The 12,793-nt window shown below is 41.6% G+C and carries 15 protein-coding genes and 1 tRNA gene; 9 read left to right on the plus strand and 7 right to left on the minus strand.

Translation table 11 applies throughout. The features are described from left to right. Positions 1 to 39: 39 nt before the first annotated feature. From AC1F2U_RS28400 to AC1F2U_RS28415, 4 genes are all read left to right on the plus strand, one after another. Positions 40 to 564: a hypothetical protein gene (locus AC1F2U_RS28400; protein WP_480264173.1), complete on the plus strand. Its 525-nt coding sequence runs from the start codon at positions 40 to 42 to the stop codon at positions 562 to 564. Between the two features lie 112 nt (positions 565 to 676). Then, positions 677 to 1,684, plus strand: coding sequence for an aldo/keto reductase (locus AC1F2U_RS28405; protein ID WP_480264174.1), 1,008 nt, complete (start codon positions 677 to 679; stop codon positions 1,682 to 1,684). 417 nt (positions 1,685 to 2,101) lie between these two features. Continuing rightward, positions 2,102 to 2,296 carry a hypothetical protein gene (locus tag AC1F2U_RS28410; protein WP_480264175.1) on the plus strand — a complete coding sequence of 65 codons (195 nt, stop codon included), beginning with the start codon at positions 2,102 to 2,104 and terminating at the stop codon, positions 2,294 to 2,296. 180 nt (positions 2,297 to 2,476) lie between these two features. Then, a complete protein-coding gene (locus AC1F2U_RS28415) occupies positions 2,477 to 2,776 on the plus strand; it encodes a hypothetical protein (protein ID WP_480264176.1) in 300 nt (99 codons plus the stop codon). 3 nt (positions 2,777 to 2,779) lie between these two features. Here AC1F2U_RS28415 and AC1F2U_RS28420 read toward each other — a convergent pair whose 3' ends face one another. Next, positions 2,780 to 3,526: a Uma2 family endonuclease gene (locus tag AC1F2U_RS28420; RefSeq protein WP_480264177.1), complete on the minus strand. Its 747-nt coding sequence runs from the start codon at positions 3,524 to 3,526 to the stop codon at positions 2,780 to 2,782. A 64-nt stretch (positions 3,527 to 3,590) separates the two neighbouring features. Further along, positions 3,591 to 4,817 (minus strand): tetratricopeptide repeat protein, encoded by a 1,227-nt coding sequence (locus AC1F2U_RS28425; protein WP_480264178.1) that lies wholly within the window; start codon positions 4,815 to 4,817, stop codon positions 3,591 to 3,593. A gap of 359 nt (positions 4,818 to 5,176) precedes the next feature. On the opposite strand from AC1F2U_RS28425, the gene AC1F2U_RS28430 reads away from it, so the two are divergent. Together AC1F2U_RS28430 and AC1F2U_RS28435 are read left to right on the plus strand one after the other, a co-directional pair. Next, complete coding sequence (locus tag AC1F2U_RS28430; protein ID WP_480264179.1) at positions 5,177 to 5,767, plus strand: CpcT/CpeT family chromophore lyase; 591 nt, start codon at positions 5,177 to 5,179, stop codon at positions 5,765 to 5,767. Positions 5,768 to 6,003: 236 nt separating this feature from the next. Continuing rightward, positions 6,004 to 6,074, plus strand: a tRNA-Cys gene (locus AC1F2U_RS28435). A gap of 302 nt (positions 6,075 to 6,376) precedes the next feature. On the opposite strand, the gene AC1F2U_RS28440 is transcribed toward AC1F2U_RS28435, so the two are convergent. From AC1F2U_RS28440 to AC1F2U_RS28455, 4 genes are all read right to left on the minus strand, one after another. Beyond that, the gene (locus AC1F2U_RS28440) at positions 6,377 to 6,685 is read right to left on the minus strand and encodes a hypothetical protein (RefSeq protein ID WP_480264180.1); all 309 of its coding nucleotides are present in this window, start codon (positions 6,683 to 6,685) and stop codon (positions 6,377 to 6,379) included. Positions 6,686 to 6,741: 56 nt separating this feature from the next. Continuing rightward, entirely contained in the window at positions 6,742 to 6,867 is a 126-nt protein-coding gene (locus tag AC1F2U_RS28445) for a hypothetical protein (RefSeq protein WP_480264181.1), read from the minus strand. A 119-nt stretch (positions 6,868 to 6,986) separates the two neighbouring features. Continuing rightward, positions 6,987 to 7,640, minus strand: coding sequence for a TIGR00725 family protein (locus AC1F2U_RS28450; protein WP_480264182.1), 654 nt, complete (start codon positions 7,638 to 7,640; stop codon positions 6,987 to 6,989). A gap of 80 nt (positions 7,641 to 7,720) precedes the next feature. Next, positions 7,721 to 7,996 (minus strand): UBP-type zinc finger domain-containing protein, encoded by a 276-nt coding sequence (locus tag AC1F2U_RS28455; protein WP_335009882.1) that lies wholly within the window; start codon positions 7,994 to 7,996, stop codon positions 7,721 to 7,723. Positions 7,997 to 8,132: 136 nt separating this feature from the next. Between AC1F2U_RS28455 and AC1F2U_RS28460 the strand changes: the two genes are divergently transcribed. The 3 genes from AC1F2U_RS28460 to AC1F2U_RS28470 all read left to right on the plus strand — a co-directional run bounded on the left by AC1F2U_RS28460 (position 8,133) and on the right by AC1F2U_RS28470 (position 11,281). Further along, on the plus strand, positions 8,133 to 8,300 hold the full coding sequence (locus AC1F2U_RS28460) for a hypothetical protein (RefSeq protein WP_480264183.1): 168 nt from the start codon (positions 8,133 to 8,135) through the stop codon (positions 8,298 to 8,300). Between the two features lie 483 nt (positions 8,301 to 8,783). Next, a complete protein-coding gene (locus AC1F2U_RS28465) occupies positions 8,784 to 10,544 on the plus strand; it encodes a Rieske (2Fe-2S) protein (protein ID WP_480264184.1) in 1,761 nt (586 codons plus the stop codon). Further along, positions 10,544 to 11,281 (plus strand): gamma-glutamyl-gamma-aminobutyrate hydrolase family protein, encoded by a 738-nt coding sequence (locus AC1F2U_RS28470; RefSeq protein WP_480264187.1) that lies wholly within the window; start codon positions 10,544 to 10,546, stop codon positions 11,279 to 11,281. The genes AC1F2U_RS28465 and AC1F2U_RS28470 overlap by 1 nt, the downstream gene beginning before the upstream one ends. A 133-nt stretch (positions 11,282 to 11,414) precedes the next feature. Here the strand turns inward: AC1F2U_RS28470 and AC1F2U_RS28475 are convergent, their stop codons facing one another. Further along, entirely contained in the window at positions 11,415 to 11,879 is a 465-nt protein-coding gene (locus AC1F2U_RS28475) for a cupin domain-containing protein (RefSeq protein WP_480264185.1), read from the minus strand. Positions 11,880 to 12,793: the final 914 nt, after the last annotated feature.

Here is a 12,793-nt window from a genome sequence, read left to right on the forward strand (position 1 = left end):
CTTACCGCAGGTATCGTTTTTGTAATCGGTGTAGCAACAATGACCCCAGAAGCTAAACATATTGTTAACGAACTAAGGCATAAGTTCTACTCTAACTTTGCTGCTGCGATGAGTATGCCGGTACTTATAACTGGTACATCTTATAGTAGTAATTCACCGATCGCATCTTGGATGGATCGTAGGCAGAGACTCAACTATATAAATGTATACGCTTATACAGCACCCGATGAATTTGTCCCATTCCGCCCATTCATTCTGCGACTGGCTATTAACAAGAGTGCTGGTAGAGTCACAGTGACCAGAAAAGGACAAGTCTGCCGAGGTATGAATTTGATGTGGGATTTCGAGTTAACTGTACTACCAAAAGAAATCTTAGACTTTCTTCCCTGGATACTTAACTTAGTTGAAGCCCAGGATAAAGGTTCGCCCCTGTTGCTAGAATCACCACCCCATTCATTTGAATTACAAGTGTCAGATGTCGGGTTATTAAATAACGCTTGGACTGAAAAAGCTTGGCTCTTGGCAAATCCGACCATATTTCCTAATAGTAGTCTGTCAAGTTGAAATTAATGAATCAAGACTACAGGGTGGTTATAACTATCTCAAATTTTCACGAATGATTTCGGACTGCTATATATGCCTGATAATTAATAAGGCAATCTACAAACAGTAAAGAATGCAGACTCTCCAAAAACTCTCACTCCCAAGCATGGGCTGCGGCACTTGGGCTTGGGGCAACCAACTGCTTTGGGGATATGACGAAAGTATGGATGAGCAGTTGCAAGCCGTCTTTAACCTTTGTGTAAGCAACGGTGTAACTTTATTTGATACAGGTGATTCTTACGGAACGGGGAGATTGAATGGTCGCAGTGAGTTGCTTCTGGGACAATTCAACCGAGAATATGTAGGTTCAGGCAAAGAAAATATTTGTATTGCGACTAAGCTTGCTGCTTACCCGTGGAGATGGACGCGTCAATCAATGGTAAGGGCTTGTCAGTCATCTGCTCAACGCCTGGGAAGAAATGTTGATTTGGTACAGATGCATTGGTCAACAGCAAACTATGCTCCTTGGCAAGAAGAAGGACTTTTAGATGGTCTTGCCGATTTGTATGAGCAAAGACTGGTTAAGGGCGTGGGATTATCCAATTATGGGCCGAAACGGCTGATGCGAGTGCAGAAAAAATTTGCCGAACGAGGCGTTCCGATTACAACTTTGCAAGTTCAATACTCTCTGTTGTCTACATATCCTGTCACCCAACTGAACCTTAAAGACCTTTGTGATGAGTTAGACATTAAATTGATTGCCTACAGCCCTCTAGCTTTGGGACTACTGACAGGAAAATACTCAGAGCAAGGCCCTTTGCCTAAAGGCATTCGAGGTCTGTTATTTAAGCAAATATTATCAGGAATGCGTAGAGGCAAAACGGCTTCTACTGGTAAATCGCTTTTAGAATGTTTGCGAGAGGTGGCACAGTTCAGAAACAAAACTATGTCACAGGTAGCAATTAATTGGTGCATCTGTAAAGGAACTATTCCCATCCCTGGAGCAAAGAGCGTAGAGCAAGCGAAAGAGAATCTTGGGGCGTTGGGTTGGCAATTAGATGCTGGTGAGATTGCAGAGTTGGATAAGGCGGCGGCGAATGCAGACAAAAAAATGGTACAAAATATCTTTCAAACTAAGTGAAATTTCAACGTCGCTGAATTTGAAAAGTATTAAATGTAACGATAGACCCAGCAATATCAACCAAAATAATGATGTTTGTAACGAAAATCGTAGTGGTGGTAACTAAACTCGTTATTTTACTAACAAAATCGTAGCGTTATAACGAAAATAATGATGTTTGTAACAAAAATCGTAGTGGTGATAACTAAACTCGTTATTTTAGTAACTTAAAGCACGATGTTAGTGGCGATGTTTAGTAACGGCAACTGGTTTCAATTCAAAAAGCCTAGATATCACACGCAATTAATTGAGCAAGTAATGCTGAACTCTGCAAAATCTGTAACACTGAGTTAAATCTAGGTTTTTTAACTTAGTTGCGGAATTTAGAACAAAAGCGGTGTGTTAATAAGTAAATAAAATACACATAGTCAAGGCAGGATGATGATACTTGAAACTGCGGCGATCGCTGTTGGCACTATAATAGCCACTAAAGCTTCAGAAAAAACGGGCGAAAAGGTAGGTGAAGCTTTATGGAATAAGACTGGTAAGTTTCTCGTCCCGCTCAAAAAACAGTCTCACCAGACTGTAGCTGCTATTGAGAAAGCACCAGAACAAGGGACTTTTAACAAATAAATTATCCAATCTTGTGGCGATGACCTGATTATCCGCGTAGATGCCTATTCCTGCAAAGTATCTCGTAGAGAAACAGCTTGTTGTCAGACATCGCTTTTCTCTCATCAACACAAATACTTAAGCGTAGCCCGTCGTAGGCGATCGCCTTTTACAATTGGAGTATTAATTATATTTACGTCTATGAACTTTCCTCTCCAACTCCAACAAAAGATTGAAAAATGGGCAAGCAATCAGGAAATTTCGACTGAGCAGTTTGTTTTGCAAGCTATTGCAGAAAAAATTGACACGCTGAGTCAGCAAGTCACTGAAGAACATACTCAACAAAACTCTGAGATGACCAATGTACTGGCTCTTAACCAACCAAATATTTATCGAAAAGAAGGGATTTTAGTTGTAGAGGCAGAATTACCAGAAAATTTTGATATTAATACCTTTATAGATGAGTTGAGAAAAGAACGCATTCACGATCAAATCTTCTGAGTTCTACGTTTCTATCTCAGATACATTCAAACCTGTTAACCTAGCTACCTGTTCTACTGTCATCCCAGACTCAAGTAAGTTGCGTGCAGTTTGTAATAACTGCGATTCTGCCTTGTCTGCCCTTTGACGTTCCTTTTCTTCAGGGGTTGGCAGCAATTCTCCTGCCACATTTGCCCAGCGTAACCAAGTAGCATCAATACCTTTATAACTTCCCTGCCACAACTGCAATCCTAATCCTAAAGATTGACTCACTAACTGATTTTGAGCGTTCACTACAATAGGTTGATAAGCTCCTTTTTCAATAGAGAAACCAGCCAAATCATTAGGGTTAAAAGGGTCATACCAGAAATATTCTGGCACACGCATTTGATTTTGATAAATCAGCTTTTTCTGATTTTTATCTGCTTGGGCTGTGCTGTCCGAAAGCAATTCAATAACTATATCTGGTGTTTTCCCCTCTTCCCAAACCACCCAACTGCGACGTTCTCCTTTCGGGACTCCCAACACAGCAAAAAAGTCTGGCCCTTTAAAGTCTTTGTTTCGCACCTGAGCCAGACTGTAGTAAACGAACATATTACCGCCGATAAACCCATCCTCTCGTTCTGACAACCAAGGTATCAAAGCATCTATCAGCAAATCCATCTGGGCTTTGTGTCGTGCGCTTTCCATCGGAATACCGTCATCGTCTGGTAATTCTGCTTGGGTGGGTGGGAGTTGAATATCTGGTGCAGCTAGGGTAGTTTCTGACATAGCTTTTCACCTTGTGGGGAGGCGTGACGGGTATTTTTATATTAAGCGATCGCAGAAACTTCAGTTAATTTGCTTTCGACAGTTTTGCAATTTGTCCAGTAAAGTATGCTTCTTGATGTTTGAGTTGTTGCGCCAGTTTTAACCCTTGTTGAAAAGCTGTTAATGCTTGAGGAAATTCTTTGCGTTCTAGATGTAATTGCCCAATTTGGTCATAAGCTTGCATCATTCCGTAAAAGTTGGCAGCTTGCGCCTGTATCTGCACCAGAATTTCGCTAGCCTGCAAAGCCTCCTCTGTTTGTCCTTGGGAACGATACAGCGCAATTAACTTCTGCAAAGCATCACCAGCCCGAACGTACTCCTTTAATTGCCAAGCAGTGGTATAAGCTTCTTGATAATTGTTAAAAGCTTCTAGCAGTAAGTTAGGATCTTTCTTAGCTAGAGATTCGTAATCTGAAGCGATCGCTAGCTTTAATTCTGGTATTTCCGTAAGCTTATTTTCATTGACATAAATTTCTGCTAGTTTGTTAAGTACATTCAATGACTGCTGTGGTTGGCTTGTCTGCTCGTAAATATAAGCCAGTTGTTGCAGATATGTTACTTCGTTTACACGATCGCCAAGAGATCTAGCGAAACTCAACAATTCCTCGTAGATTGGCGCAGCTTTGCGATAATCAAACCAACTCAAATGCAGTTCTCCAATTGTTTTGAGGGTTTCTAATAGCGCTGCTCGATCGTTTTGTTGTCGCACTACTAGCAAAACTTGGTTGTAAGCTTCTATAGCCAGTTTAGACGCTCGCACATTTTTGTAAGCTTCAGCTAGCGATCGCCACAATTCTAGATCGATTGGGACGTTTTTTTTCTGAGATTGGGCTTGCTTTTGAATTGCTTGCAATCGTTCCGTAATATATTGTACTTCTTGTCCGTCGTTTAGCTTCCAAGCGATCGCGCCAACTCGTGATAATGCTTGCACTTCTGCTAATGAACCTAAAAAGCGCCGCAAACGTAATTCTCGGTTCCAAATTTCAAACGCCGCAACCTGTTCACCTGCTTGCAGTTTCGCTGCCGCTTCTTGATTTAACTCATCCAACACTGGTTCTAACTTTTGCCGTTCTTGGGGAGTTAACGGCTGTTTATCCTTGGGCGATCGCGGTAGCAGTGGATCGGGTGTGGTAATCTCTAGAGGGCTGGGAGGAAATTGATCGGGTGGTTTCGGCGGTTTACTCTTTGCCAGCGTTAAAGAATTGCTAAAGAGTATAGTGGCAGTAGCGATCGCAATTAAGTGCCTGAGCATGAGTACTTTACTTTGCCTTAAATGATTTGCATGAGATAATTAGCAATTATCCCCATGCCTATTATTGACTAACTATTCTCCAGCTTTTCTCCAGCTTTCCAAGAAAAGCTTACCTGAGAGCTATCTGGCTTCAGGATACAGTAAGTGCGGATTTTGCCAAAATAAATGCCTAACGAGTTCTAGTTGTTAAGTACAAGATGTCAGCAGTTTAACTTGTACTGAAGCAGCTAAATTTTCTCCAGTCAGAGCATTTATCCTAGATATAATTTAAAAATTGCGATCGCAGCTAGGATTTTTGAGTCAGCAGAGTGTCAAAATAATCCTAGATAATATTTAAGCAACTAGTCGATCGTTTTGTAATGACTCATTCTACTGATATCGCCACTTTAGCCCGTTGGATGGCAGCTGACTTTAGCAATCAAGAACAAGCTTTTGAAAATCCACCTTTTTATGCCCATATCCGCGTCTGTATCCGTCCCCTTCCCTTAGAGTTGTTCTCAGGGGTAAGTTTGTTTCTCGAACAAGCTTATGATTTTTTGCTCAATCAACCCTACCGGATGCGGGTAATGAACTTGATTCCGGCAGAAAACCACATTGCGATTGAACACTACACCGTTAAAGAAGAAGAGAAATTTTACGGTGCATCTCGCGAACCCGAACGCCTCAAAGAGTTGTCTGTTGACCAATTGGAAAAAATGTCAGGCTGCAACATGATTGTAGAGTGGACAGGTAAGAGCTTCAAAGGCAGAGTTGAACCTGGTAAAGGCTGCATAGTGGTTCGTGACGGCAAAAATACTTATCTAGATAACGAATTTGAGATTGACGCTAAAGAATTTTTCAGCCTCGACAGGGGAAGAGATTTAGACACCGATGAACGTCTGTGGGGTTCTATCGCTGGCCCATTTCACTTTGTCCGTTGGAGTAATTTTGCCGACGAAGTAAAGGTGTAACAAGTGAGGAGTGAGGAGTTACAACTCTCTTTAATCAGCTAAGATTTGTTTGTGCTGCGGTCAATCTGCGATCGGAATTTTCTAGCGATCGCTTAAAGACTACCAAAAACATCCAGTTAACCTACTATCTCTACCTCAGAATCCTATGCTATCATGGTTTAACTAGCGTCCTATGACTACTAAATGACAACTAAGATACCTTAGAAACATTAAAGTAGTTCAGGGAATCTTGCTGTGGCGGCATAGCCAAGTGGTAAGGCAGAGGTCTGCAAAACCTCCACCCCCGGTTCAAATCCGGGTGCCGCCTTTTAACTAATTCTTTTTCACGAACCCTTGTAAAACAAGGGTTTTGCTGTTTATTATAGGAAATCAAAAGCAGTCAAAACCATCAAGTGGGGTAAAACTGGGGTAATTTACAAGTCTCATAATATGCCAGATTATGCCAAAATATACCAAAGTATGCCAACTGAGTAGTTACAATTTTAGTGCCAGATATTGACAGTAAAATAGCCGAAACTAATAGCAAGCTTCGAGCCGCAAATACCAGAGTGTCAATTGAACGCAGAAGAAACAAACTTTTTATTTAGCATGGCTTACAGTCCAACAGTGTCATCTGTCTGTGGCTGGCAAATCGCAGCTTTCAATCTCCGCTGCTGTAGGACATGGTTCAAAAAAGTCAGCACCATACGCGTAGCAGTTGTTAATAACAAAAATTGGGCAAATCTGTTCTTCAGTCAACACCCATTGATCGATGTAAATTTCATCATCGTCGGTTCTGCGATGTGCTAAATGAATTGACGGAGAGTATCCAAGTTTTAATGCAGTAATTTTGGCGCGATCGCTGTTTAGTCGTTTGAATATCACGATTGTGATGGGCAAACTCATAAATCCTGGCTTTTCCACTCCATAGATCATCAAAAGCGATACCTTCGGTGAGCTTCGCTAACGCAATCTCGTAATCAATGATGAGCTTGCTAGTTATCTTCAAAACTCAACAAGGTTTCCTTACAGTAACAGTGACGCTCATGTTCCTTTTTTGCGATCGCACCCCGTACCAACAGAGAACCCGCCATGATATCGAAGGCGGTTTTAAAAGTCATTGTTGTACTGAGAAAATTTCCCGAACCTCTGCGATCGCTGAAACATATATCAAGGCGAGTTAGTAATTAAGTGGCATTGGAAAATTAAACATAAAAGGAAATTTCAGCTATATTGCAGCTTAAATGCTGATTAGCTTATCGATAATGCGATTGGCAGTAGCGATCGCCCGATCCACACTCTCGACAATATAAACATTTTCTGGCGACAATTTTTTAAAGAAAAGTTTACTTTCTTCATCATTATTCAACAAAATTACTTGCTTATTTGCTTTCAAAGCTAGAGCGATTTCTGAAGCGGTTCCTGCACCTATACCGCAAGCAATAACTAAATCGCTGCTAAGAATATTAATATTGTTTCTAGAATTACCCATGTCTGTGAAAATAGCAATATCTACCCAAGAGGACATACCATCCTGATTCTTACCTGGAAGAATACCAATAGTTAAACCATCAGCAGATTTTGCACCTTTACTTACTGCATCCATTACGCCTACATTTCTACCACCAGTGAGTAAAATCCATCCTTGTTTGGCAATAAGTTGACCTAGTATATAAGCATTTTGTAAATCATTTGCTGTCGCATTTTCTCCCCTACCCATAACCCCAATAATAATTCTTCGCATAAAATTTCGGATGATACTGGTTTTCAACAACAGTTGAAAGCGGTTTCTCTGAAAGGACGATTGCCTGAGTGAGACGTTGGGAAGATAGCGATCCCTTCTCTTGACAGTGCCAGCGTTCATCATCTGTAACATCTGCGATTCAACATTCACCGCTTAAAGAGCTACTTTTTCCCGAAACTGCAAGCGTCTCCAGTTCCTCTGCACTCTTTTGATCCTGTGTTCGCCTCACTTTAATAGTTTTTTGCCTGCTCATCCAAAAAACACCATAACCACTGTTCTCCTAACTCAGCCGAGCTAATTACTGAATGTCCAGTTTCTTCATAATGCCGTCGGGCATGTTGATGAACAGAAGAATCACAGCACAGCATCTTGCCGCAACTTTGACAAATACGGAGATGCACCCAGCGACTGTTTATCTGGATACACTCTTCACAACGAAATACTGGGTAGTTTGCTTTAGAAATCAGAGTCTCCGCAGTCAGATTATCTAAATGTTCGCAGCTCATAGGGGTTTGAATGACACGTTAATCAGAGTATATATTAGTGCAGCGAAACACAGCTAATTTTGTCAGTTAAGCATTATAGTTCATATCTAAATGGCAGGCTTAATAAGGTCAAATGCATTATTTTTAAGGCTTTTGGGTGCAAGGTGTAGTAAATATTCAGTACCAGCGATCGCAAAAGATGACTAATCTAACTGCTATTGCTCAAAGTTTTGTAGGAATCCTCCCCGCTGCCTTTGGGCGAACAACAGTAATAAACCTGGCAACCTCTGACATCACTAGCCAGGATTCGTTCATGCCCGAATGACACGCTTGATAAGGGTAAATCCATTATCTATAAGGATGAAAGGGTGTAGGGTATCGGGTGTGGGGTGTAGGGAATGAAGAATAAGTAATTTCTGTTTCACCTCGTGAGCTTGAATAGACATCTTGCAAAAGTAACTTTTGCTTTCCGGTTGGGGAAAGGTTAAAGGTTAAAGGTAAAGGGGAAATTCCATCCCTTTTCCCTTTAACCCTTCCCCTTTCCCCCACTTCTGCAAGAAATCTAATGTTTATTAACACTACACCCTACACCCTACACCCTACACCCTACACCCTACACCCTACACCCTGCCCAGACGAGGTTTCACGTTATCAAGCGTGCCATTCGGTCATGCCCTTTGTAGTCCCAGTAGTACTCAGTCGCTTCAAGTATTATTAACAAAAATTAGTATTGTACAAATGGTCGAAAAAAGAAAAAATTTGTCAGAGTAGAAGCAAGGCTTTTGATATTTACTTGTCTGTAAATTAAATGACTCAAATATTTAAAGAAACGACCAAGAAAGACAATTATACCCGTGTTGCTCAACTTACAGATGTTCAGGCAGCAGGCAGTTTGTTAATCCACAGGGAAAAGCATACTATTGTCTTGTTTTACTCAGACAATAAAATTTATGCAATTGATAACCGTTGTCCCCACATGGGTTTTCCCCTACAAGGTAGCACTTGCAAAGATGGTATTGTTACCTGCCCTTGGCATTATGCCCGCTTCGATCTCGCTAGTGGTGGAACCTTCGACTCTTGGGCAGATGATGTTCCGGCATTTCCTGTAGAAATCCGTGATGGTGAAGTTTGGGTGAATTTAGCACCGCCAGTTAATTCTCATTCCCACCATCTTCAACGCCTTGAAGATGGTTTAGAGCAGAGTATTTCCTTAGTGATTGCCAAATCAACGATCGCACTGTTAGATATAGGAGTAAATCCGGCGGAACCATTTCAAATCGGGCTACAATTTGGCACTCGTTACAACAAAACAGGTTGGAGTACAGGTTTAACTATCCATACCTGCACGATTAATCTCTTACCTTATCTGGATGAAGAAGACAAACCCCGTGCTTTATTCCACGGACTTTCGGCAGTTGCTAATGATAGTGCAGGTGCGCCGCCTCTGTTTGTCGTTCAGCCATTGCCTAACTCTACAGTTGATTTTCCAACTCTAAAAAGCTGGTTTCGCCAGTTTATTGAGGTACGGGATAGTGAAGCTGCACAAAGATGTCTGGTATCTACGATTCGCTCAGGGGCTAATTTAGAGCAAGTTGCAGATATGCTGTTTTCATCGGCCACAGATCATCGTTATCTCGACATTGGGCATACCCTTGATTTTATTAACAAAGCACTAGAAGCACTTGATGTTGTTGGTTGGCAAGCAGCAGAATCTGTTCTACCTAGCTTAGTTTCGGGTTTAGCGAGTGCATCCCGGATGGAAGAATCTAATTCCTGGCGCTACCCTGTAGACTTGGTGGCAATATTAGAGTCGGCTTTTAAGCAATTACCCAATGTTTTAAATGCGGGAAAATCTCAACAAGGAACTTGGTCAAACTCGGAGCAATTAATACCAATCTTATTAGGTGAAGACCCACAAGCGATCGCCGACTCGCTACTGAATGCCCTACAAGCTGGTTGTACAGAAGAACAATTAGCAAGCGTAGTTACTTATACGGCAGCCCTGCGTGTAGCTCGTTTTAATACTAACAATGACTTTGGAGATTGGAATTCAGCACATCATCCATTTACTTTTGCTAACGCTGTGCATCAAGGCTTACGACGAGTGCCAACAGTGGAACTACTCAGAGGTGTATTTGATGCGGCGATGAGTGTTTATTTGAATCGTTTTTTGAATGTACCACCAGCACGACTTCCAGAACCCAAAGACTTCGCTCCAAATCCCGAAGAATTGCTCCAGCAGCTACCTGATTTATTAAATCGTCAACAGCAAGTTAACCAGACAGGTCAATTAGTGGCTAATTATTTATATAGTGGTGGCAAGCCTGAAAGACTGATGGCAATGCTAGGGAAAATGATGCTCAGAGAAAACCGTGATTTTCATGTTATTCAAGAAATAGAAGCCGCTTTTCGTCAGTATTCCCTATTAGGTGACACTCCTGCTGGGGTTCATGTATTAGTTGCTGCTGCTCGGTATTTAGCAGCCCATTCTCCCACAATGCGATCGCAAGCACAAACCTATCAAATCGCTTATCGGTTACATAAAGGCGATCGCTTATTTGAAGAATGATGAGTAGAAAATCTCGAAAACCATTGATTGGGATTACAACTTACGGTCGCCTTGCAGCATTACCATTTTCTCTGCCAAGCGAATATATAGATGCAGTCCGTGCTTCAGGTGGCATTCCCATATTATTACCACCAGGAGAAATTGAGCCTGCTCAAGTTCTAGATTCTTTGGATGGTTTAATCATCTCTGGTGGTGGAGATATTCACCCTGCTTGCTACAACGGTTTTGCTCATCCTACAATTTATTCTGTCGATCGCGAACGCGATGCTTTTGAATTGCAGCTTGGCAAGTTTGCTCTTGAACGTCATCTGCCGATATTGGGTATTTGCCGGGGTTTACAAATTCTCATCGTCGCCTGTGGGGGTACTCTAATTCCTCACATTCCAGATGTTTACGGTACATCTGTATTACATCGTCTAGAGCCGGAACCTGGACGACGTTTACCTACAGAACATCTCGTCAGGATAGATGTAGAAAGTCTTTTAGCTGACTGTTTACAGAATTCTCACATATCTGTAGTTTCTTGGCATCATCAAGCAGTAGATAAAGTACCGCCTGGTTGGCGGGTTGTTGCTCATGCTTGGGATGATGGAGTCATTGAAGCTGTGGAGCATGAACATCATCCTTGGGCAATTGGTGTGCAATGGCATCCTGAGCTTTCAATTCTCGATCCCAGTCATCAAAGACTTTTTCTAGCTCTCGTTCAGGCGGCACATATAAGACACGAATGCCACTAAGAAAAGATGGAACCTAGCTTTTGTCAGGGTATGGAATTTTCCCTTACCCTTTTTCCTACAATGCCAACAAGTCTAGTGTTGTTCTTCCTCGGTTGATACTTTCAACCAGCGGTAATAGTAACACCGCCAAGAATTAAATCTCTACTGGCTCCTGATCGAATTTCCGCATCAATTCTACAAGAGCATCTCGGTCTGGAGTCTGTCCGTCCTTGAGCAGTTCGGCTAACCCTTCAAAATACTTTTCGCGTTCTCCTGCTGGACAAAACATGATTAATAATTTTGCAGGCTGAGTTCCTCGGTTAGCGAATGTATGAGGCGTATTACGTGGAACTAACACAAATGCCCCTGGTTGCCCCTGCACTATCTGATTACCAACTTGAATTTCTACTTCTCCTTCTAATACATAAAACATTTCTTCCATTTGTCGATGAATATGCAGTACCGGGGCAGTTCCACCTGGTTGTATTAAGTTTTCAAACAATCCTAAGTGACCATGAGTATCAGCACCAACTACTTTAAATGTTATTTCGCTATTACCAGTAGTTAGATGATTACCTTCTCCTGGCGTTAAGACAATTTCTTTAACTGGTAAACTCATTAATACTCCTACTTATAAAAAGGTTATTTTTCAATCTCTAATTTAGAGGCTCAAACGTTTCTTCAATCAATCAGTACTAGATTATATTTGTATTCTCTTAGACATTAGAAACTCAAACATCCCTCAATAGGTAAGTTTTTTACAATACAGCAGATTCCAGAGGTGATTATCTACTTGGTGTGTGTTCAAGAGGAAGGAGATAGGAGGCAGGAGATAGGAGGCAGGAGGCAGGAGGAACCCACGTTTTAAAATGTAGGATTGATCTTGGACGCTTTGTACCTCACGCACTTTCCGCTGATACAATTCCTCTTTTAAACTGGGCTTTATACCCTGAAACTTTAGTTTTAATTAATACTTCTTTCCTCTTGCCTCACTTCTCTACGAGAGGCTACACTTCGACTACGCTCAGTTACCACGCCAACGACTACGCTCAGTGACCTCCTGCCCGGTTGTTGAGCGTAGTCGAAACACTGCCCCCTGCCTTCTTTTGTCCCTATGCAAATTTGAGTTGCACCGCGTTCTCTTTTTGGTTATGCCGAAACTAATGCCCGACGAATTAAGGAAAAGATTTTTCAGAGAAATGAGATGCCCAGAGATATTGTCAGATCCAGGCTGATCCCCCCAATAATCCGTGCTGAAAATTTTTTCTCCAATTGCAATTATCTCCCCTATTTCTCCCCTATTTATCTTTAAATTCAAATGGAATGGCTGTTGGTAGATGTTTTTTCAGCTTACCTGTAATACAAACACCAATTAGACAGCCAGGGTCTGCAAAGGCGATTTTGTATGTAAAGGATTTTTAAGAAATTAAAATTTTTCAGAAAAGGAAAGACCTAATGCTGAAGTAATACCCAAAAGTTCAGAATCATAGATTTTGTAGTTTACCAAGCCCCGTTGGGGCGGGTGTCGGGTGT

The organism is Nostoc sp. LEGE 12454, assembly GCF_056620565.1.

Excerpts from the sequence above, each read along its gene's own strand:
- AC1F2U_RS28465 (WP_480264184.1), top strand. The coding sequence starts at position 8,784 with ATGACTCAAATATTTAAAGAAACGACCAAGAAAGACAATTATACCCGT.
- AC1F2U_RS28415 (WP_480264176.1), top strand. The coding sequence starts at position 2,477 with ATGAACTTTCCTCTCCAACTCCAACAAAAGATTGAAAAATGGGCAAGC.
- AC1F2U_RS28425 (WP_480264178.1), bottom strand. The coding sequence starts at position 4,817 with ATGCTCAGGCACTTAATTGCGATCGCTACTGCCACTATACTCTTTAGC.
- AC1F2U_RS28430 (WP_480264179.1), top strand. The coding sequence starts at position 5,177 with ATGACTCATTCTACTGATATCGCCACTTTAGCCCGTTGGATGGCAGCT.
- AC1F2U_RS28470 (WP_480264187.1), top strand. The coding sequence starts at position 10,544 with ATGAGTAGAAAATCTCGAAAACCATTGATTGGGATTACAACTTACGGT.
- AC1F2U_RS28420 (WP_480264177.1), bottom strand. The coding sequence starts at position 3,526 with ATGTCAGAAACTACCCTAGCTGCACCAGATATTCAACTCCCACCCACC.
- AC1F2U_RS28410 (WP_480264175.1), top strand. The coding sequence starts at position 2,102 with ATGATGATACTTGAAACTGCGGCGATCGCTGTTGGCACTATAATAGCC.
- AC1F2U_RS28455 (WP_335009882.1), bottom strand. The coding sequence starts at position 7,996 with ATGAGCTGCGAACATTTAGATAATCTGACTGCGGAGACTCTGATTTCT.
- AC1F2U_RS28400 (WP_480264173.1), top strand. The coding sequence starts at position 40 with ATGACCCCAGAAGCTAAACATATTGTTAACGAACTAAGGCATAAGTTC.
- AC1F2U_RS28405 (WP_480264174.1), top strand. The coding sequence starts at position 677 with ATGCAGACTCTCCAAAAACTCTCACTCCCAAGCATGGGCTGCGGCACT.
- AC1F2U_RS28445 (WP_480264181.1), bottom strand. The coding sequence starts at position 6,867 with ATGACTTTTAAAACCGCCTTCGATATCATGGCGGGTTCTCTGTTGGTA.
- AC1F2U_RS28475 (WP_480264185.1), bottom strand. The coding sequence starts at position 11,879 with ATGAGTTTACCAGTTAAAGAAATTGTCTTAACGCCAGGAGAAGGTAAT.